Annotated in this window: 20 protein-coding genes; 7 read left to right on the top strand and 13 right to left on the bottom strand. The window is 70.9% G+C overall.

Annotated elements, in window-relative coordinates:
• Positions 1-41 precede the first annotated feature (41 nt).
• Positions 42-623 (top strand): bacterial proteasome activator family protein, encoded by a 582-nt coding sequence (locus ACFE76_RS06355; RefSeq protein WP_375430901.1) that lies wholly within the window; start codon positions 42-44, stop codon positions 621-623.
• A gap of 141 nt (positions 624-764) precedes the next feature.
• On the opposite strand, the gene ACFE76_RS06350 is transcribed toward ACFE76_RS06355, so the two are convergent.
• From ACFE76_RS06350 to serS, 4 genes are all read right to left on the bottom strand, one after another.
• Entirely contained in the window at positions 765-1,892 is a 1,128-nt protein-coding gene (locus ACFE76_RS06350) for a hypothetical protein (protein ID WP_375430900.1), read from the bottom strand.
• The gene (locus tag ACFE76_RS06345) at positions 1,889-2,401 is read right to left on the bottom strand and encodes a SigE family RNA polymerase sigma factor (protein ID WP_375430899.1); all 513 of its coding nucleotides are present in this window, start codon (positions 2,399-2,401) and stop codon (positions 1,889-1,891) included. Before ACFE76_RS06345 ends, ACFE76_RS06350 begins: the two co-directional genes overlap by 4 nt.
• 126 nt (positions 2,402-2,527) lie before the next feature.
• The gene (locus tag ACFE76_RS06340; protein ID WP_375430962.1) at positions 2,528-3,295 is read right to left on the bottom strand and encodes an HAD family hydrolase; all 768 of its coding nucleotides are present in this window, start codon (positions 3,293-3,295) and stop codon (positions 2,528-2,530) included.
• A 49-nt stretch (positions 3,296-3,344) separates the two neighbouring features.
• Positions 3,345-4,616 (bottom strand): serine--tRNA ligase, encoded by a 1,272-nt coding sequence (gene serS / locus ACFE76_RS06335; protein ID WP_375430898.1) that lies wholly within the window; start codon positions 4,614-4,616, stop codon positions 3,345-3,347.
• A gap of 59 nt (positions 4,617-4,675) precedes the next feature.
• Between serS and ACFE76_RS06330 the strand changes: the two genes are divergently transcribed.
• On the top strand, positions 4,676-6,346 hold the full coding sequence (locus ACFE76_RS06330) for a diacylglycerol kinase family protein (protein ID WP_375430897.1): 1,671 nt from the start codon (positions 4,676-4,678) through the stop codon (positions 6,344-6,346).
• Positions 6,347-6,425: 79 nt separating this feature from the next.
• On the opposite strand, the gene pheA is transcribed toward ACFE76_RS06330, so the two are convergent.
• Entirely contained in the window at positions 6,426-7,355 is a 930-nt protein-coding gene (gene pheA / locus ACFE76_RS06325) for a prephenate dehydratase (RefSeq protein ID WP_375430896.1), read from the bottom strand.
• A 271-nt stretch (positions 7,356-7,626) separates the two neighbouring features.
• Here pheA and add point away from each other — a divergent pair, with 271 nt between their 5' ends.
• Complete coding sequence (add, locus tag ACFE76_RS06320) at positions 7,627-8,706, top strand: adenosine deaminase (protein WP_375430895.1); 1,080 nt, start codon at positions 7,627-7,629, stop codon at positions 8,704-8,706.
• Here the strand turns inward: add and mptB are convergent.
• Positions 8,648-10,327 (bottom strand): polyprenol phosphomannose-dependent alpha 1,6 mannosyltransferase MptB, encoded by a 1,680-nt coding sequence (gene mptB / locus ACFE76_RS06315; RefSeq protein ID WP_375430894.1) that lies wholly within the window; start codon positions 10,325-10,327, stop codon positions 8,648-8,650. The genes add and mptB overlap by 59 nt on opposite strands.
• Entirely contained in the window at positions 10,324-11,118 is a 795-nt protein-coding gene (locus ACFE76_RS06310; RefSeq protein WP_375430893.1) for a glycosyltransferase family 2 protein, read from the bottom strand. Before ACFE76_RS06310 ends, mptB begins: the two co-directional genes overlap by 4 nt.
• Positions 11,119-11,202: 84 nt before the next feature.
• On the opposite strand from ACFE76_RS06310, the gene ACFE76_RS06305 reads away from it, so the two are divergent.
• Entirely contained in the window at positions 11,203-12,420 is a 1,218-nt protein-coding gene (locus ACFE76_RS06305) for an arginine deiminase (RefSeq protein ID WP_375430892.1), read from the top strand.
• Positions 12,421-12,434: 14 nt separating this feature from the next.
• On the opposite strand, the gene ACFE76_RS06300 is transcribed toward ACFE76_RS06305, so the two are convergent.
• The 5 genes from ACFE76_RS06300 to aat all read right to left on the bottom strand — a co-directional run bounded on the left by ACFE76_RS06300 (position 12,435) and on the right by aat (position 16,507).
• Complete coding sequence (locus tag ACFE76_RS06300) at positions 12,435-13,229, bottom strand: glycerophosphodiester phosphodiesterase (protein WP_375430891.1); 795 nt, start codon at positions 13,227-13,229, stop codon at positions 12,435-12,437.
• A gap of 134 nt (positions 13,230-13,363) precedes the next feature.
• On the bottom strand, positions 13,364-14,296 hold the full coding sequence (locus tag ACFE76_RS06295; protein ID WP_375430890.1) for a manganese catalase family protein: 933 nt from the start codon (positions 14,294-14,296) through the stop codon (positions 13,364-13,366).
• A gap of 117 nt (positions 14,297-14,413) precedes the next feature.
• Entirely contained in the window at positions 14,414-14,725 is a 312-nt protein-coding gene (locus tag ACFE76_RS06290; protein ID WP_375430889.1) for a rhodanese-like domain-containing protein, read from the bottom strand.
• Between the two features lie 79 nt (positions 14,726-14,804).
• Entirely contained in the window at positions 14,805-15,668 is an 864-nt protein-coding gene (locus ACFE76_RS06285; RefSeq protein ID WP_375430888.1) for an Fpg/Nei family DNA glycosylase, read from the bottom strand.
• A gap of 125 nt (positions 15,669-15,793) precedes the next feature.
• Positions 15,794-16,507: a leucyl/phenylalanyl-tRNA--protein transferase gene (gene aat / locus ACFE76_RS06280; RefSeq protein ID WP_375430887.1), complete on the bottom strand. Its 714-nt coding sequence runs from the start codon at positions 16,505-16,507 to the stop codon at positions 15,794-15,796.
• 88 nt (positions 16,508-16,595) lie between these two features.
• Here aat and ACFE76_RS06275 point away from each other — a divergent pair, with 88 nt between their 5' ends.
• Positions 16,596-17,297 carry a hypothetical protein gene (locus tag ACFE76_RS06275; protein WP_375430886.1) on the top strand — a complete coding sequence of 234 codons (702 nt, stop codon included), beginning with the start codon at positions 16,596-16,598 and terminating at the stop codon, positions 17,295-17,297.
• Between the two features lie 61 nt (positions 17,298-17,358).
• Here ACFE76_RS06275 and ACFE76_RS06270 read toward each other — a convergent pair whose 3' ends face one another.
• A complete protein-coding gene (locus tag ACFE76_RS06270) occupies positions 17,359-18,129 on the bottom strand; it encodes an SDR family oxidoreductase (RefSeq protein ID WP_375430885.1) in 771 nt (256 codons plus the stop codon).
• Positions 18,130-18,285: 156 nt separating this feature from the next.
• Here ACFE76_RS06270 and efeU point away from each other — a divergent pair, with 156 nt between their 5' ends.
• Entirely contained in the window at positions 18,286-19,161 is an 876-nt protein-coding gene (efeU, locus tag ACFE76_RS06265; protein ID WP_375430884.1) for an iron uptake transporter permease EfeU, read from the top strand.
• The gene (gene efeO / locus ACFE76_RS06260; RefSeq protein WP_375430883.1) at positions 19,158-20,348 is read left to right on the top strand and encodes an iron uptake system protein EfeO; all 1,191 of its coding nucleotides are present in this window, start codon (positions 19,158-19,160) and stop codon (positions 20,346-20,348) included. The genes efeU and efeO overlap by 4 nt, the downstream gene beginning before the upstream one ends.
• The last annotated feature ends 9 nt before the right edge of the window (positions 20,349-20,357 follow it).

The raw sequence follows: 20,357 nt of genomic DNA, 5'->3' as shown, positions 1-20,357 counted from the left end.
GTTCCGCCAGGACTGTTAGCGCCCCTCCTATGATCGAGCGCATGACTGAGCAGCAGACGGACGGATCGGACTCCCACGGCGGCCAGGCTGTCGCCGGGGCCACCGAGGACGGCCGTGTCTTCGTCGTCACGCCGCAGGCGATGGCGGTCGAGGGGCCGCCGGCGGACCGGGTCGAGACGTCCGACCAGCCGATCAGGTCGGTGACGGACATGGTTGAGCAGCCCGCCAAGGTGATGCGGATCGGCAACATGATCCGCCAGCTGCTCGACGAGGTGAAGGCCGCGCCGCTGGACGAGGCGAGCCGACAGCGGCTGCGCTCGATCCACGCCGCCTCGATCGCCGAGCTCAAGGACGGTCTGGCCCCCGAGCTGGTTGCTGAGCTCGAACGGATCGCGCTGCCCTTCAGCGCCGACGAGATCCCGAGCGACGCCGAGCTGCGGATCGCCCAGGCCCAGCTCGTCGGCTGGCTCGAGGGCTTGTTCCACGGCATCCAGACCGCGCTCTTCGCCCAGCAGATGGCCGCCCGCGCGCAGCTGGAGCAGATGCGCCGCGCCCTGCCCGCCGGTACGGCCGTGCCCGTTCCCCAGGAGGGCCCGTCCGGCAACGGAGGCATGTACCTCTAGTCGCTAACACGTTGCGACCCCAATAACGTGCGACACAGTGCCGCGAGTACGCGGCACCATGTCGCAAGTTGTTGTGGGAAGCAGAGGAACCGGATCGCGTTCGGCCCCGTCACACCCGAGCCCGGGCCGCCTGAGGCAGACTCAGCCGAAGGTCTCGCCGTAGAGGACCTTGTTCGTCTTGGCGTCGACCAGCGAGGCCAAGCTGACCATCTGGTACAGCGTGTATGACTTCTGGCCGGGCGCCGAGCCAGGGTGGCTCACGTACTGGCGTTGCTTGCCGAAGACAACCACCCAGACCAGCCGGTCCTGGATCAGGCGCTTGCCGGTCGCGTCGGGGTCGCTGGACGACACGTTCTGGTAGTCCCGAACCGTCGCGCGAGCGAGGGACACCTCGACCGGCCGCTTGGTGGAAGAGTCACTGGCCGCCTCGACGGCCGCGTCAGCCGACCGGTCGGTCTGGACCACCGTGAGCTCGGTGCCCTGTGAGCGCAGCGCAGCGATCGTTGCGTCGCTGACGGCGGCGTACGGCTCCACCGTTGGGCTTTCGGTGAAGGTGTGGGACGCCTGGATCAGCCGAAACCGTAAGTCGGTCACGGAGCGGACGTCGCGGCTCAGCTGCGCCTGCCCGTACCGGTCGAAGTCGACTGCGCTGAACCCGACGACAAGACTGTCGGCGGTGTTGCTGAGTGCGACACCGTTGGGTTGCGGGATCGCCCCTCGACGGCCGGCGGCGATGAGGTCGTGCGCAGCACGGCTGGCGTCGCGCTGGCTGTAGGCGGCAGGGACGATCGAGACCCTGACGCCGGTGGCTGTGGTCCCCTCGAGGTCACGGACGAGCTTGGGCACCGCGCCCTTCCAGTAGATGGTGGCGGTCTGTTGTTCGATCGACACAGACGAGGTGGCGTAGTGGGGGTCGTTCCCGCCGTCGTTCTTGACGATCTTCGACATCGGCTCCAACGCCTTGTCGACCCGCTGCTGGTCGGCGATCTGCTTCAGGGTCGGCCAGTCGCTCGTCGGCTCCTCGGTCGGGGCTGGAGCCGAGCTGCTGGCCGGCGGAGCCACCGGGACCGCGGTCTGGAGGGCCGGTGGGGTGGTGAGCCCGACGGCAACGGCGACCATGGCCGCGGTGGCCAGTCCCGCGGCCCAGCCTCGTCGCACCAGCGCCGCGCGACGGTACCGCTGGGCCCGCCCCAGGTCGTCGCTGAGCGGCGGTCGGCCGGGCTGGTCGAGGAAGCAGTCCTCGAAGTTGGTGGGGTCGATCAAGGTCATCGCCGGATGCCGTCCTCGGTAGTCTCGCTGAGCAGGTGGTTGAGGTGGAGCAAGGCCCGCGCGCAGGTGCTCTTGACCGTGCCGGTGGTGACGGCCAGGATCTCGGCGGTCTCCTGCACCGACAGGTCCTGGTAGAAGCGCAGCACGACGACCTGCCGCTGACGCGGGGGCAGAGCCAGCAGCGCGGCCCGTAGCACGAGGGCCTGCGGCAGGTCGTCCTGCTCGCGGGCCGGTCCGGCGTCGAGCAGGTGGTCGGGGGTGCTGACCTCCCGCCGCCACGGCCGCCGGCGCTCGTCCACCGCGGCCCGGACGACGATCTGCCGGGCGTACGCGTCGCGGCTCTGCTCGACGCGGTGCCACGCCAGGTAGAGCTTCGACAGCGCGATCTGTGTGACGTCCTCGGCCCGGGCCCAGTCTCCTGAGAGCAGGTAGGCGGTGCGCAGCAACCGGTCGCGCTGCTCGGCGACGTAGGCCGAGAACTCGGAGTCACGGCTCGGACGAGTGATCACCGCTTCGACGCCGCCTCTCCGGAGCGGAACCGCTCCCTCCGGTAGACGCTCGCCGAGGCCTCGAAGGTTGCTTCCCCCCGAGGGAATCTAGTCCCGCCCCACACCCGTCGGTGGCGGCGGCAGAGGTCAGCCGAACCAGTGCCGCAGCTCAGCGACCGGACCACCGTCGGCGAAGAGGTCGGTGACCACGTCGGCGGCGGCCTGCACCTCGGCGGGTGCGTCGCCGATCGCCACCCCGCGGCCGGCCCAGCCGAGCATCTCGATGTCGTTGCGGCCGTCGCCGAAGGCCAGCACCCGGTCCTGAGGGACGCCGAGCTGGGCGGCCACCTGGGCCAGCGCCGTCGCCTTGTTGACGCCTTCGGGAGCGATGTCGATCCACGCGCTCCAGCCGACGAAGTAGGTCACGCCGTGCAGGCCGAGGTGCGCGGCCAGGGCGATGAAGTCCTCCGACGAGCCGTGCGGGTCGCGCAGGATGATCCGGGTCACCGGCCGGGCGCTCAGCTGGGCGGCGTCCTCGATGATCATCTCCCCGGTCAGGTCCTCCTCCGGGAAGTGTCGGTTGAGCCGGTAGCCACGGCCGATCTCCTCGACCGCGATCAGCGTGCCCGGGGCGAACTCCTCGACCCGGGTGATCACGTCGCGCGGGTCGAAGGTGATCGCCTGCACGATCTCCTCGGGCGGGTACTGGACGATCACCGCACCGTTCGAGCAGACCGACGGTCCGGGCGGCAGTCCGAGCAGGTCGACCAGGTCGCGGGTGCCGTGCCAGCTGCGTCCGGTGGAGAGCACGACCGGGACGCCGGCCTCGACCACGGCGGTGATGGCCGCGCCGACGGCAGGCGGGAGGAGGCCGTTGCGGTCCACGACCGTGCCGTCGACGTCGAGCGCCACCAGCCCGGGACGCCACCCCGGTGCTGCGGAGATGTTCATCAGCGGGCGCTCATCAGCGTGGGCTCAGCTGCTCGCGTCCGCCGAGGAACGGTCGCAGGGCCGCCGGCAGCCGGACCGAACCGTCGGCCTGCTGATGGTTCTCCAGGATCATGATGATCGTCCGGGTCATGGCGCACAGGGTGCCGTTCAGGGTGGCGACGGGACCCGTACCGCCGGGGAAGCGGGCCCGGATGTTGAGCCGGCGGGCCTGGAAGTCGGTGCAGTTCGAGGTCGAGGTGATCTCGCGGTAGCGGTCCTGGGTGGGCAGCCAGCCGTAGCAGTCGTACTTGCGGGCGGCGCTCAGGCCGAGGTCGCCGCCGGCGAGCTCGAGCACCTGGTAGGGGATCTCGAGCGCGTCGATGAACTCCTTCTCCCAGGCCAGCAGCCGCTGGTGCTCAGCCTCAGCGTCCTCGGGGGCGCAGAAGACGAACATCTCGACCTTGTCGAACCAGTGCACCCGGAAGATGCCGCGGGTGTCCTTGCCGTAGGAGCCGGCCTCGCGCCGATAGCTGGGGCTGTAGCCGGCGTACCGCAGCGGCAGGCCCGCGGCGTCCAGCACCTCGTCGGAGTGGTACGCCGCCAGCGGCACCTCGGCGGTACCGACGAGGTAGAGGTCGTCCTCAGGCAGGTGGTAGACGTCCTGCGCCGCCTGGCCGAGGAAGCCCGTGCCCTCCATCGCGGACGCCTTGACCAGCGCCGGCGGGATCATCGGGGTGAAACCGTTACGGATCGCCAGCCCCATCGCCAGGTTGATCAGGGCCAGCTCGAGCTCGGCGCCCTGACCCGTCAGGTAGTAGAACCGCGCGCCGGACACCTTGGCGCCACGTTCGACGTCGATGGCCCCGAGCAGCTGGCCGAGCTCGAGGTGGTCACGCGGGGCGAAGCCATCGGCCGCGAAGTCGCGCCGCTCGCCGTGGGTCTCGACCACCACGTAGTCGTCCTCACCGCCGGGCGGGACGTCGGGAAACACGAGGTTGCCGACCCCCTTGAGCAAGGCGTCGAACTCGGCGGTGGCCGTACCGGACCTGGCGTCGGCGGCCTTGACGGCCTCGGCCAGCTCGCGGGTCCGGGCGAGCAGCGCAGCCCGCTCGTCGCCGCTGGCCCTGGCCACCTGCTTGCCCAGGTCCTTCTGCTCGGCCCGTAGCTCCTCGTACGTGGTGATCGCCCCGCGGCGGGTCTCATCAGCCGCCAACAGCTCGTCGACGAGCGACTCCGACTCACCGCGGGCCCGTTGGGACGCGCGGACGCGGTCGGGGTCGGAGCGGAGGACCTTGACGTCGATCACTGCCTCAGCCTATCGAGGTAACCGGCAGGCCCAGGGTTCGGGACCTGCGAGAATCGACCGTGCCCCGTCGCCGTCCCCGCCCCGCCGCACTGGTGATCGCGAGCGTGCTGCTGGCGGCCTTGGCGGTCTGGACCTGGCTCACCTTCACCTGGGCGCCGCTGCAGACCTACGACCGCCGCGCCCTGCCGGCCCCGGTCGACCCGCTGTCGGCGGAGGCGCAGATCGCGGGAGCGTTCGCGCTGGTCACCTGGCCGGCGGTGGACTACGTGGCCCTGCTCGCGGTCGCCGCCTGGGCGTCGCGTCGACGGCTGCGGCAGCTGTCGGTCGCCCTGGTGCTGATGGTCGTGCTCGGCTGGGGCGGCGCCACGCTGCTCAAGGTGCTGCTCGGACGCGACCGGCCGGCGCAGGCGCTGGGGCTGGTGACCGCGAACGGCTACAGCTATCCCTCCGGCCACCTGGTGGCGGTCACCGTCCTCGCCATCGGGGTGGGAGCGACCTTCGCGGTCAGCCGACGCAGCGTCCGGGCGCGGCTGCTCTGGCAGACCGGCTCGGTGCTCGTGCTGATCGCGGTCGCGCTGGACCGCTGGCTGCTCGGAGCGCACTACGTCACCGACATCGTTGGCGGCCTGCTCCTCGGCGGGCTGGCGGCCGTGCTCAGCCTGATCGTCGCGGGCGTCCGGCTGCCCGTACCGCACGACCTCGTGACCGAGCTGGTCCGAGGCCGGTCGGGCCACGACGCGGACGGCGCCACCCCGCGTCGGGCCGCCGTGATCTTCAACCCGGCCAAGGTCGTCGACTGGGTGACGTTCCGTCGACAGGTGGAGTACGAGCTGGCTGAGCGCGGCTGGGCGCCGCCGCTCTGGCTGGAGACCTCGGTCAACGATCCAGGTCGGTCGCTGGCCCGGCAGGCGGTGGCCGAGGGGGTCGACCTCGTCCTGGGGGCCGGCGGCGACGGGACGATCCGGGTGATCTGCTCCGGACTGGCGGGGACGGGCGTGCCGTTCGGCCTGATCCCGTCGGGGACCGGCAACCTGCTGGCGCGCAACATCGGCATCCCGCTCGACCGGGGCGCGGCGCTCGACGTGGCGCTCGACGGCGTCGACAAGGCCGTCGACCTGGTCGAGATCCGCGTTGACGGCGGTGAACCCGACCACTGCGCGGTGATGGGCGGCATCGGCATCGACGCGGTGATCATGGACGGCACGAACGCGGACCTCAAGAAGGCCGTCGGCTCGGCCGCCTACTTCGTCTCTGCCGCCCAGAACGCGAACCACCCCGCGCTGCACACCACCATCACCGTGGACGACCAGCCGCCGCTGCGCCGCCGCGCACACGTGATCCTGGTCGGCAACGTCGGCTACCTGCAGGCCAACATCCCGCTCATCCCCGACGCCAAGTACGACGACGGACTGCTCGACGTGATGATCGCCTCGCCCCGGACCGCGGCCGACTGGGTCCGGATCACCACCCGCGTTCTCACCCGCCAGCGACGCGGCGACGAGCAGCTCGACCGGCTGACCGGACGCAAGGTCACCATCACCGTCGAGGAGCGCGACTCCTACCAGCTGGACGGCGACACGGTCGGTGAGTGCGGCACGATGGTGGCCGAGGTGCTGCCCGGCGCGCTGACCCTGCGCGTGCCCCGGACGTTGAGCGCCTCCCGCGAGCAGCCCGCCGACGCCCTCGAACAGTCCGCCGCCGACGCCATCGCCGGGGTCGAGAACCGCTGACGCCACCCTCCCCCTGGTCCGACTTGTCAGCGTGGGTGGCGGCTATGGCGACCACCCACGCTGACAAGTCGGGGGAACTTCAGCCGTGCAGGCGTCGGAGCCAGGAGGCGGCGGCGGTGAAGTCGGCGTTGGCGGTACCGACCCGGATGGCCGGGCGCTCCTGGTCGGCGCGGGGATAGCTGCCCAGGAAGACCACCTCGGCGCAGATCCGGTGCAGCCCCATCAGCGCCTCGGCCAGCCGCGCGTCGTCGAGGTGGCCCTCGGCGTCGATGGAGAAGCAGTAGTCGCCGAGGGTCCGCTTCGTCGGCCGGGACTCGATCCGGCACAGGTTGACCCCGCGACTGGCGAACTGCTCGAGGATCTCCAGCAGCGCGCCGGGATGGTCCTCGCGCATGAACAGCACCATCGTGGTCTTGTCGGCGCCGGTCGGTGGGGCCACCGGGCCGGGCCGGGACACCAGCACGAAGCGGGTGACGGCATCAGCGTTGTCGGCGATCCGTTCGGCGAGCGGGGCCAGCCGGTACATCTCACCGGCCACCTGGGCGCAGATGGCGGCGTCGAAGCGGGACTGCGGGTCGGCCACCTCCGCTGCGGCACCGGCCGTCGAACCCCCCTCGGTCACCACCGCCTCGGGCAGGTGCGCGGCCAGCCAGCCGCGGCACTGGGCCGCCGCCTGCGGATGGGTGAGGACGTGCCGGACGTCGGGCAGCGCGGTGCCGGGGCGCGCGAACAGGGTGAACTGCACGGACAGCAGCACCTCGCGGGTGATGACGAGGGGGTCGCCGTAGGTGAGGTTGTCCAAGGTCGCGGTCACTCCGCCCTCGACGGAGTTCTCGATCGGCACCAGCACCGAGGTCACCTCGCCCTCGCGCACGGCCTGCAGGGCCTGGCCGACGGTCGCGTACGGGATCGGCTCGCCGCGCAGGGCCGGCAGGGTCAGCAGGGCCTGGTGGGTGAACGTGCCGGCCGGTCCGAAGTAGCCGTAGTGGGCGGGCGGGACTCCAGGCACCGGGCCAGGCTAGTGGTTAGCCGTCCGCAACGTCGCGGTGACGGTGTCGGGCGAGGCGTTGAGCGCGGTGATCGCCGGCGGCGGGCTGACCGGGTCAGGGGCTGCCGGGTCGTGGGTCAGCCAACGCGTCCAGTGCTCGCCGTCCCACCAGCGGTAGGTCGCGTCCGCACCGCCGGGTCGCTGTGCCAGCCCGGTGCAGGGCGCCTACGCCGTTCAGGACAAGTGCCGCTCAGGTCGGGGCCGGATCGTCATAGTGTGAGTGTGTGTCCCGATGTCAGGACACACACTCACACCGTCACGTCCGGAGGGCCACATCGAGGACTTCATCGCCGGTCTGCCGAAGGCGGAGCTGCACGTGCACCACGTCGGCTCGGCGTCGCCCCGGATCGTGGCCCAGCTGGCGGCCCGGCACCCGGGCACCGTACCGGCCGACGAGGCGGCGCTGGCCGACTTCTTTGTCTTCACCGACTTCCCGCACTTCATCCGCACCTACCTCTCGGTGGTCGACCTGGTCCGGACCGCCGAGGACGTCCGCTTGCTCACCTACGAGGTGGCGCGCGACATGGCCGCGTCGCAGATCCGCTACGCAGAGCTGACCGTCACGCCGTCCATCTCGGTCTCCGACCAGCTGCCGCTACCGGCCTTCCTGGAGGCGATCGAGGACGCCCGGGTGAGCGCCGCCCGCGACTTCGACGTCGAGCTGGCCTGGATCTTTGACATCCCCGCCGACTTCGGGCTGCCGGCCGCCGAGGTCACCGCGTCGGCGGCGCTCGACCAGGACGTCCCGGGGCTCGTCGGCTTCGGCATAGGCGGCTCCGAGATCGGGTTCCCCCGTTCGATGTTCCGCGACCAGTTCGACCGGACGCGGGCCGCCGGGCTGCACAGCGTCGTCCACGCCGGCGAGACCAGCGGACCTGAGACGGTGTGGGACGCGGTGCTCAACCTCGGCGCCGAACGGATCGAGCACGGCGTCACCAGCCTCGCCGACCCCCGGCTGGTCGAGCACCTGGTCGAGCACCGGATCGTCCTCGACGTCTGTCCCACCTCCAACGTGGCCCTCGGCGTCGTACCCGACCTCGACGCCCACCCGCTTCCGGCCCTGGTCGCCGCCGGTCTGCTCGTCACGATCAACACCGACGACCCGCCGATGTTCGGCACCGACCTCAACCGCGAGTACGGGATCGCCGCCCGGCTGCTCGACCTGGACGCCGACGGCGTGGCCGACCTCGCCCGGGCAGCGGTCGACGCCTCGTTCGCGCCCGCGACCAGCAAGGCCGCCCTGCGCGAGGAGATCAGTGCTTACGTCGCGCGCTCGGGCTCGACGTCGGCTGCGGGCGCTTCGGGGCGCTGACCCGGCCGACGGTGACCGGAGCGGCCGTCACCGGCGCCGCGACCGGAGGCGTGTGTCCAGCCTGGGTGCGGTGCGGGAAGAGCTCGGGCCGCTCAGGGTGGCGCCACCACCAGACCACGGCGAACAGGACAGCGAACTGCACGATCGGTGACACGGTGTCGCGCATCCGGTTGGCGGTGAAGTCCAGGCTCGGCCCGACGTCGATCGCCCGACCGGGCACGTACGCCAGCGAGAGAGGCGCGATCCGCAGCAGCATGATCCGGTCCAGCTTGTTGGCCGCGAGCGCGGCCAGCGGCATCCAGGCGATCAGGTCGTACCAGCTGAGCGTGTACATCGACGTGATCAACCAGGCGACGCTGAGCACCAGCGAGGTACGCAGCGCGATGGTCAGCGGGTCCTGCCGCAGGTCGGCCCCGCGGGGCAGGCCCGGCGCCGCCGTCCACGGCACGGCCCGGGACAGCATCCAGCCGATCACGAACAGGCCGGCGTAGGAGATCACCCCGGTCACGACCTTGGCGTGGAAGCCGGTGGTGAAGAGGTCCAGGAAGCGGAAGACCGGATTGGCCCACGACCCGACCGAGACGTAGCCGCCGTTGCGCAGCACCTGGAAGAACGCGGTCGGCTGCCACAGCACGTAGGACAGGCCCATCGGGATCGCCGTACCGAGGCAGAGCAGCAGCGCCTTCTTGGGCTCGCGGCGGTACGCCCACAACATGGCGAGGCCCCAGATGCCGATGCTCAGCTTGACGCAGCCGGCGAGGCCGATGCCGACGCCCGCGCCGAACGGGCTGCGCCGCATCAGCAGCAGGCCGCCGACGGCGAACATCACCGAGAGCGCCTCGTTGTGCGCCCCCGCGACGACCGCCCAGATCAGCACGGGGTTGGCCACGGTGAGCAGGACGGCCCGGCGCTGGCGAGCGAGGTCGCCGTGCGCCAGCGCCACGATGCCCGCGCCGGCGAGCAGGAAGGGCACCACCGCGAACACCTGCAGCCAGAACACGATGTCGTGCATGTTCTCCCCGCCGAGGGTGTTGGCGAGGCGCTGGGTCCAGGTCGTGATCGGCCCGTAGACGCTCGGGGTGTCGTACCAGGGCCGCTCGGTGAACCGCATCACCGGGTCGAACTGGCCGCGGAACACCTCCGCGGGCGTGATCTCGTACGGGTTGCGCCCGAGCACCTGCAGCCGACCGTACCCGGCGTACATCAACACGTCGGCCGACGTCATCGGCGGCACCGAGATCGTCGCCAGGCTGAGCACGGCGCCGAGGCCGAAGAGGCGCTTGACGCTCGGCTTCCACCCGTCCGCCATCGCCCGCACGGCGACGAACAGCCCGACCGCACCGACCACGATGGCCAGCCAGATCATGACCGAGACCAACCACTCGTTCGGGTGCACGAGGCCGGCCGGTAGGTACCAGGGCGGCAGCAGCGAGTCCCGCGGGCCCAGCGTCAGGGTGACCGCCGAGGGTCCGAGGAAACCGGTGACCACGGTGAGCACGGTCGCGCTGACGATGCCGACCAGCCCGTACCGGTGGTTGCGGTGCCACTGCATCGGCCGGTAGACCACCGTCACCTTCGCGGGGTTGCCGCCCGAGCGCCGGCGGTGGCGGACCGAGCTCACTCGGGCCGTCCGCGGCGCCGGAGCAGGGAGGAGAGCCCTGCGCTGCGCACCTCGTCGAGACCGACCGACACCCAGCCGCGAGACACCAGGGCCCGGGTGACGTCCCGCAGCTGCTTGGCCCGGTGCAGCTGGCCGGCGAGGTCGCGTCCGGTCGCCCGGTGTCGCAGCTCCACCGGCACCTCGAGCACGGTCAGCCCGGCCCGCACCACGTCGACGGTCATGCCCACCTCCACCCCCCAGCCTGCGGCCAGCGGACTGGCCAGCTCGAACGCCCGCCGGGTCAGGCAGCGCTGGCCCGACAGTGGCGCCTGGGGCGTCCAGCCCGTCAGCTCAGTGATCCCGCGCGCGGCCGTCCCCATCACCAGGCCGAAGCCGCCGGGAGTCTCGCCCGACTCGGTCTGTTGGGCGGGCAGCACGGCGATCGTGAGGTCAGCCCGGCCCGCGACGACCGGTTCGATCAGCGGTGCGCACGCAGCGGCGGAGTCGGCCAGGTCGGCGTCCAGCAGCAGCAGCGTGCCGCACTCGGGCCGGCCGTCGCGCTGCTCCATCACCCCGAGGGCGTTGACTGCCGACTCGACGGCTGCGGCCTTGCCGCGGTTGCGGGAATGGGTGACCACGATGGCGCCCGCTGCGCCGGCGTGCTGGCCGGTGGCGTCGGAGCTGCCGTCGTCGCAGACCAGCACGACGTCGACGTGCGGCAGGGACTTGGCCGCGGTGACCGTGGCGGCGATGCGGTCCTGCTCGTCCTTGGCCGGGATGACGCAGGCGACGCGCGCCAGGACTGGGCTCACGCGGCCAAGGTTATAGCGTGCGGCGGTGATCACCAGGGCTCTGCGGCGGCATCGACGACGGGGTCGGCGGATAGGGTGCGGGCCATGAGCCCGACCCCGGTGATCCCGGTGACCGACCCGACGCCTGGCGTCCGCTCCGAGGTCGGCCGGCTGCGGACGGTGATGTTGCACCGCCCCGGCCCCGAGCTCAAGCGGCTGACCCCACGCAACAACGACGCGCTGCTCTTCGACGGACTGCCGTGGGTCGACCGCGCGCAGACCGAGCACGACGCGTTCGCTGCCGTGCTCCGCAGCCGCGACGTCGAGGTGCTCTACCTGGCCGAGCTGTTGACCGAGGCCCTCGCCGAGGCGGACGCGCGCGAGCAGGCGATCCGGCTGACCCTCTCCGGCCTCGGACTGGGCGACCGGCTGCGCGCGTACCTGACGGGGATGGCGACCGACCTCGACCAGCACGACCTCGCCACGATCATGATGGCCGGGCTTCGCAACGACGAGGTGCACGAGTCGGGCAGCCTGGTCACCGCACTGCTGCCGGACCAGGAGTTCCTGGTCAACCCGCTGCCCAACCTGCTGTTCACCCGCGACTCGAGCGTCTGGGTGCAGGACCGGGTGACGATCACCTCGCTCGCGATGCACGCCCGGCGGCGCGAGACCCAGCTGACCGAGCTGATCTACACCTTTCACCCGCGGTTCGCCGGGGTCGAGCGGATCCACGGCTGGGACCTCGAGCACCTGGAGGGCGGCGACGTGCTGGCCCTGGCGGACGGCGTCCTCGCGGTCGGCGTCGGCGAGCGGACCACCCCAGCCGGCGCCGAACGGTTGGCCCGGACCGTCTTCGCCGAGGGTCTGGCCCACACGATCCTGGCCGTCCCGATCGACCAGGACCGGGCGACGATGCACCTGGACACCATCTGCACGATGGTCGACACCGACGCGGTGGTGATGTACCCGAACGTCGCGCACCGGCTCTCGGCGCTGGCCGTACGCGCCGGCCACGACGGCGAGCTCGAGGTCGACGGTCCGATACCGTTCCTGGAGGCGGCGGCCGCGGCGATGGGCATCGCCCAGCTGCGGCTGATCGACACCGGCCTCGACCCGGTCACCGCCGAACGCGAGCAGTGGGACGACGGCAACAACACCTTGGCCATCGAGCCGAAGGTGGCCATCGCGTACGAGCGGAACGAGGAGACCAACGCCCGGCTCGCCGACGCCGGGATCGAGGTGCTGGCCATCGCCGGCTCCGAGCTCGGCTCCGGCCGAGGCGGCCCTCGCTGCATGTCCTGCCCGATCAGCCGCGACTGACGACGCGTCCCGAGCTAGCTGGCTTCGGCCAGGACCGGGGTGGCGAGCACCTCGGTGACCAGGTCGGGGTAGTCAGTCGTCAGGCCGGTGACCCCGAGGTCCTGGCAGAAGCGGATGTCGTCGGGGTGGTTGACCGTCCAGACGTGCACCTCGTTGCCCTGGGCGCGGGCGCGGGCCACGAAGCCGGGGTCGGCGCGCAGCAGCTCGAGCTCGGGGCCGACGACGTGGACGCCTTCCGGCAGCCGGCCGTCGCGCCACGGCTCGAGGTCGAACTCCACCAGCAGGCTGCGGGGCAGGGCGGGCAGCAGCTGGCCGAGCCGCTCGAGCGCAGCCAAGGAGAACGAGATCACCCGGACGGGTGAGCCGGCGGCGTCCCAGCCGATCTCGGTGAGCATCTCCGCCAACCGGTCCTCGATGTCGAGCGAACGGGGGTTGGGGTGCTTGGTCTCGATCACCAGCGAGACGGCCACCCCGTTGGCGCGCGCGGCCATCGTCATCGACAGCAGCTCGGCGAGGGTGATCAGCTCTCGCTGGTCCTCGGCCGGGTCGACCTGCAGCCACGAGCCGAAGTCGATCTGCTTCAGCTGGGCAACGGTGAGGTCGATCGCACGGCTGGGGATGGCGGCGGTGCGGTGGAGCGTCAGGTCGTGCAGGCAGACGAGCTGGTCGTCCGCGGCGAAGTGCACGTCGCACTCGAGCCCGAGCTCGCTGCCGGTGGCGGCAGCCCACTCGATCGCCGCCTGATAGGCGGCACGTGTCATCTCGGGGAAGCGAGAGGACAAACCACGGTGCGCGAAGATTGCCGGCACAACGTCAGCGTCTCATCGGTCCCGCCGCCGCGCGAGGCAACCGAAAGCGAACCCACGAAGTGTGACCGACGTCATAGTGACAGAGAGGAAGGTCCCGGAAGGCGTCGGCGACGGCCTCCCGGGACGGCGACGAGCTAGCTGTTCTCGGCGATCTCGATCTCAGCCGTGGCCTGGATCAGCGAGAGCAGCTCCGCGTCCAGACCCGGCGCGAACTCCTCGCGCCGCTCCGGCGCGATCGTGATCGGCGTGCCGCCCTCCGGCATCTGGGCGGTGCTCAGCTCAGTGCCGTCGTTGGAGGGGGACGCACCGCGGTAGAGCTTGGCCGCCTGGCTCAGGTTCTCGGCGTCGAAGGTGTACTGGATGCTCTGCAGACCCTTGTCGACCAGCTTCTTGACCTCCGGGAAGGCTTCGGCGTTGGTCTTCGGGATCGGCAGGGTCTTGCCCCAGTTGACGCCCAGGCTCTCGAGCGCCTTCGCGAACGCGTTCTCGTGGGCCTGGTCCCGGACGATCAGGTACGCGATCGTCGAGCGCGCGGCCTTGTTGCTCGTCATCTCGTAGATCCGGCACTTCTGCAGCCGACCGGTCGACTCGAGCATCAGGTTGTAGAGCAGGTCGAGCACGAGGTTGCCCGAGTTGTAGACGTAGGAACCGCTCCACGGGTTGCCGGCGGCGTCGACGGGCAGCGCGCCTTGGGCACCGACGAGGAAGTGGTGGATGTTGCCGGCGTCCTTGGCGATGGTCAGCGGCGTGGCGCCCTTGGCGCCGGGCTTGTCGACCGGGTCGGTCTTCTTGCCCGAGTAGCCGGGAGCGCCGTCGAGCAGCCGGGCGATGGTGGTGCCGATCAGCTCGACGTGGCTGATCTCCTCGGTGCCGACACCCTGGAGCAGGTCCTTGAAGGGCTGCGAGGACGGGTCGCCGCGGAAGTTCATCGACTGGAAGAGGTACTGCATCATGGTGCGCATCTCGCCGAACTGGCCGCCGAGGCCCTCCTGCAGGGCGTTCGCGGCTGCGGGGTCCGGCTCGTCGATCGCGATCTCGTTGATCAGCTTCTGGATGTGCAGGTACATACGGCTCCTTGGTATCGGGACGCGACGCGTCTCCGAGGAGCGGCTGAGCTGCTTAACCGCGCGTTCTGTGTCTTGTCGTACCCACTTTGCGGTGGACGACACGGGTCGAACAGCGCGTCAGGCCTCGATCGCTCCGCCGCCGGCGGCCCAGCCGTGCACGCCGCCGTCCACGTTGAGCGCCTCGCGGCCCTGACCGCGGAGGTACTGGGTCACCCGGGCCGACCGGCCCCCGACGGCGCAGACGCACAGCACCCGGTCACCGATCTCGGGCAGCCGGTCGACCACCTGGTCCATCGGCACGTGCTGAGACCCGGGGATGCGCCCGCTCGCCCATTCCTCGTCGGTGCGGACGTCGAGCAACGTCCACCCTTCCGAGACCAGGCCCTGCACGTCGGCAGACTGGATGGTCGGCACGTCCCCTGAGATCACGGCGCCAGGATAGCGACCTCTCGCGCCGAGCCACGAGATCGACAAAGATCTACGACCGGCCCCGAACGCTCCGCCGGCCCTACTTGAGCAGCTTGGACAGCCGTCGGTCGGCCAGCTTCTTGCCGCCCGTCTGGCAGGTGGGGCAGTACTGCAGGGCCGAGTCGGCGAACGACACCTCAGCGATCGTGTCGCCGCAGACGTCGCAGGCCTGGCCCTTGCGGCCGTGCACTCGCAGGCCCGACTTCTTCTCGCCCTTGAGGTCCTTGGCTGCCAGGCCTTCCGCCCGGGCGATGGCGCCCGACAGCTCGTCCTTGACCGCGTGGAAGAGGATGTCGAGCTCGGCATCGGTGAGCGTGGCGGCCGGCTTGAACGGACTCAGCCGCGCCGCGTGGAGGATCTCGTCGGAGTAGGCGTTACCGATCCCCGCGATGGTGCGCTGGTCCTTGAGCACCCCCTTGAGCTGCGATCGCCCCGCCCCCACGAGGACGGCGCGGAGGGCCTCGCGGTCGAAGTCCGGGCTGAGCGGGTCGGGTCCGAGGGTGGCGACCATCGCGATGTCCCGCGGGTCGGCGACCACGTGCACGGCCAGCTTGCGCTGGGTGCCGGCCTCGGTCAGGTCAAAGCCGGAGCCGTCTTCTAGCCGTACCCGCAACGCGAGCGGCCCCTTGCCCGGCTTGGCCGGCGCCTCGGGCAGCGCGTCCCGCCAGCGCAGCCAGCCGGCCCGGGCCAGGTGGAAGACCAGGTGCAGGCCCTGGGCGTCGATGTCGAGGTACTTGCCGTGCCGGGCGACGCCTGAGATCTCGAGCCCGTTCAACGCCGAGAGCGGCGGGTCGTAGGTCTTGAGGGCGCTGAACGCGGCCAGCTCGACCCGCGCGATCGAGTGGCCGACCAGGCGTTCGGTGAGGAAGTGGGCGAGCGACTCCACCTCCGGCATCTCAGGCATGAGCCATTATGGCTGCATCTTCTGCCCTCGCTCCGCTCGGGCGCGGATCGCGCTCTGGCCCTCCGTCGACGTCGTCGCTGGTGAAACGAAATGCGCACAAGCTCGCTCCGCTCGCGGGGCGTGTTTCACCAGCTCCTCCTTTCGACGGAGGCGCGCGATCCGGCCCAGTTCGGTTCCGGCAGCGTCAGGGCCTTGGCAAGCCGCGCCAGGTACTGCTCGCGCGTCACCTCCACCACGCCGAGGCTCTGCAGATGCGGGGTCGCCCACTGCACGTCGAGCACGCGTCCCTCGGCCCCGGCTGCGGTCAGCAGTCCCACCAGCGCCACCAACGCGACCTTGGAGGCGTCCCGGCCGATGTCGTCGCGGTGGAACATGGACTCCCCGGCGAACAGCCCGCCCTGGCTGAGCCCGTACAGGCCGCCCGCCAGCTGACCGTCCTGGGTCCAAGCCTCGACCGAGTGGACGACCCCTTGGCGGTGCAGCCCGCGGTAGACGCGGCGGATGTCGTCGTCGATCCAGCCGTCCGGGCGCCGCTCGTCGCCGCAGCCGTCCAGCACCGCGTCGAAGGCAGAGTCGACACGGATCTCGTACCGGCGGACCATCTTGGCCAGCGAGCGCGTGACCCGCAGCCGATCGAGCGGCAGGACCGCCCGGTCCAGCGGGGACCACCATCCCATCAGCCCACCGCGGGCCGGCATCGGGAAGACCCCGCTGCGGTACGCGCTGCAGACCAGGTCGGCGTCGAAGGTCCGGCTCACCGCGATCAGGTCGTCCTCGCGCCAACGTTCCGGCGGTCCGAAGGGGCCGTCGGCAGGCTCGGAGCGGCGCGACACAGCCATCTGCGCATTCTCCGCCCGGGGCCGCGACCGGGGGAAGACCGGGGTCGGTCTGGGCGGGCGGCTGAGCCGTGGCACGTACGCTGGGCGCATGCCATCGGCCCAGGACGTGGGAAAGATGATCGCGCGCGGGATCGGCCCCGTCGCGACTGCGGTGGCCAAACCCCAGGCGGCCGGCGGAGCGCTCCGCCGGGTGCTCGAGCTCGCGATCGACGGCTACGGCAAGCTGCCAGGCGCCAAGGCCAGCGCGGCCCGCCAGCTGCAGCGCAACGCCGGCTCGACCGACGCCGCCGTGGAGTCCCTGATCGACTTCCACGTCCGGCTGGCCTCGGCCCAAGGGTTCGTCACCAACCTCGGCGGGGTGGCCGTGCTGCCCGTGGCGATCCCGGCCAACCTGACGGGTGTAGCCGTCGTCCAGGTACGGATGGTGGCCGCGATCGCCCACCTGCGCGGCTACGACCTCGACGACAACCGGGTCCGGACCGCGCTCGTGATGTGCCTGCTCGGCGGCGAGCAGGTGGTGAAGCTGATCATGGAGGGCAAGCTCCCCACCTCGCCGATGGCGGTGGCCACCGCCCCGGTCTTCGACCCTGACCTGGACCGCCGGGTCGCCGAAGAGGTCGTCTCCGACCTCGCCGGTCGGATCGGCGGCAAGAACCTCGCCCTGGTGATGACCAAGCGGATCCCGCTCGTCGGCGGTGGTATCGGGGCCGTGATGGACGGCGTCGCCACCGCCCAGATCGGCAAGTACGCCAAGTCCGAGCTGGTGGCTCGGCGCGCACTACGCCGCTGAGGATTCTTGTGTTGAGAAACCTCGCGACTACGCAAGGTTTCTCCACACAAGTCGCTGGACGTCAGCCGGCGAAGCGCCGGTAGATCCCCAGCGGCAGCAGCCGCATCGGTACCGAGAGCGCGGCCCAGGGCCAGGCGGGCACGTACGCTCGTGGCGCCTCCCGGTCGATCGCGCCCACGATGGCGCGAGTGGCCCGGGGCAGGTTGCTGATCAAGATGGGCTGCGGAAAGGCGTCCGCCAGCGAGGTGTCCACGTAACCAGGATGGATCGCACTGACCCGGATGTCGGTGTCCCACAGGTCCGAGCGCAGGCCCTCGGCGAGGGCGGAGACCCCCGCCTTGCTGGCGGCGTAGACGCTCATCGCGCCGGCCATCCCGCGCAGCGCCGACATCGACGAGATCACCGCGAAGTGGCCGGCGCCGGCCAGGCGGAAGATCCGCAGGGCCGCCTCGGCCTGGTGCAGCACCCCGACGAAGTTGGTCTGCGCGGTCAGCCGGTTCCCCGCCGCCTCGTCGAGGCCGAGCGATCCGCTGGCTGCGACCCCGGCGTTGGCCACCACCCGGTCCAGCCCACCGAGGGCCAGCACCGCGTCGTCGAACGCGGCGTCGACGGCTGCGTGGTCGCCGACGTCCACTGGGTGCACGCTGACCGTGATGCCAGGCCGTAGCGCCACCAGCTCGTCCCGCAACCGCTCCAGCTCGCCCAGCCGCCGGGCACACAGGGCCAGGTCTCGCCCGTCCGCTGCCCACGCTCGGGCCATCGCCGCTCCCAGACCGGCCGACGCCCCGGTGATGAGGATCCGCTGTCGGTGGGGTGGCTGACGGCGGAACACGTGCAAAACCTATCTGCCCTCGCTCCGCTCGGGCGAAGGCAGAGTAGGTTCCCTCACACTTACTTGCGAGTCAGGGCAGGCTGACTTAAGTTAGGAGAGGCTCACCTACAGGAGCTGCCGGCTCGATGGCCGACCGGGCACCAGCTGGGGACGGACATGCTCGCGAACTTCTTGATCGGCCTCCGGGAGGGCCTGGAGGCGGCCCTCGTGGTCAGCATCCTCCTCGCCTACCTCGTGAAGTCCGGCCGCCACGAGCTGATCTGGCGGGTCTGGGTGGGCGTTGCGGTCGCGGTCGTCGTCTCGCTCGGTTTCGGAGCGGCGCTGACCTTCGGCCCCAAGGGCCTCACCTTCTCGGCCCAGGAGCTGATCGGCGGGTCGCTCTCGATCATCGCTGTCGGCTTCGTCACCTGGATGATCTTCTGGATGGCGCGCGCGGCCCGTGGGATGGCCGGCCAGCTGCGTTCCCAGGTCGACCGGGCGGCCGGAGCCGGCCTCTGGTCCCTCGCGGTCGTGGCCACGCTGGCGGTGGGCCGAGAAGGTCTGGAGACCGCCTTGTTCCTCTGGGCGACCACCGAGGCGGCGACCCGGCAGACCGCCGGTACGGCCATGCCGCTGGCCGGTGCGGCGCTCGGCATCGCCGTGGCCGTCCTGCTCGGCTACCTGATGTACCGCGGCGCGATCAAGATCAACTTGACCAAGTTCTTCACCTGGACAGGCGCTTTCTTGATCATCGTGGCCGCCGGCGTGCTGGCCTACGGCGTCCACGACCTGCAGGAGGCCGGCTTTCTGCCCGGCCTGAACACCCTCGCTTTCGACGTCTCGCGCGCGATCCCGCCAACCTCCTGGTACGGGACGCTGCTCAAGGGCATCTTCAACTTCTCCCCCGCCACCACCGTGCTGGAAGCCACCGTCTGGCTCGCCTACTTCGTGCCGACGATGGTCGTCTTCCTGCGCCGGGTCCACGCCCGCACCCTGCCTCAACCTCGGCCGGCCACGCCGGTCCCCGTTCCTACCGGAAGGACCCGACCGTGACCGGTCGTCGCCACTCCCGGGGCTTTGCCCTGGTCTCCTCCTGCGCCGTGCTCAGCCTGCCGCTGCTGTCTGCCTGCACCGACAACGCTCCCGCGGGCCAGTCGGGTGACGGCACCGTCGACAGCCGGGCGATGACCGTCGAAGCCAGCGACACCGGCTGCCAGGTCTCGGCCGCGTCGGCACCCTCGGGCAAGCTCACTTTCTCGGTAACCAACGCCGGGACCAAGATCAACGAGTTCTACGTGCTCGGCTCCGACGGGCTGCGGATCCTCGGCGAGGTGGAGAACATCGGTCCGGGCCTGTCCCGCGACCTCGTGCTCAGCGCGCCGCCCGGGTCGTACTTCACGGCCTGCAAGCCCGGGATGGTCGGCGACGGGATCCGGGCTCCGTTCGCGGTCTCGGACTCGGGGACCGACCTCGCCCCCAGCGAGGACGACCAGGTGCTCGTGGCGACGGCCAACAAGAACTACAAGGCCTACATCCAGGACCAGGCCGAGCAGCTGCTGGCCAAGACCGACGAGTTCGCCAAGGCCTACGAGGCCGGCGACGACGACGCGGCCCGGACGCTCTACCCGCAGGCCCGCGTGCACTGGGAACGGATCGAGACGGTCGCGGAGTCTTTCGGCGACCTCGACCCCAAGATGGACCTGCGTGAGGCCGACCTCGAACCCGGCCAGAAGTGGACCGGCTGGCACCGGTTGGAGAAGGACCTGTGGCCGGCCGGCGCCAAGAACTACACACCGCTGACCACCGCGGCGCGCAAGGCCTACGCCACGGACCTGGTCAAGAACACGACCACCCTGAACACCAAGGTGCGCACCCTCACCTACACCGCCGACCAGATCGCCAACGGTTCCCGCGGGCTGCTCGACGAGGTCGCCACCAGCAAGGTGACCGGCGAGGAAGAGACCTGGTCGCGGACCGACCTGTACGACTTCCAGGCCAACGTCGACGGCGCCCGGGTCGGCTTCGAGGGGCTGCGACCGCTGCTGCAGAAGAAGGACCCGCAGCTCGACACCCAGATCGACGCCCGCTTCACCGCGCTGCAGAAGCTGCTGGACGAGCACCGGTCCGGCGATGGTTTCGTCTCCTACGACGACCTCTCCAAGGCCGACGTCAAGGCGCTGTCGAACGCCGTCAACGCCCTCGCCGAGCCGCTGTCCACGCTGACCGCCGCCGTCGTCTGAGGATCCACG

Origin of the sequence: uncultured Friedmanniella sp. (assembly GCF_964244005.1) — a bacterium.
GTDB lineage: Bacteria > Actinomycetota > Actinomycetes > Propionibacteriales > Propionibacteriaceae > Microlunatus.
Note: the sequence above shows the minus strand (reverse complement) of the source record. Positions and strands in the feature narration are given on the sequence as shown.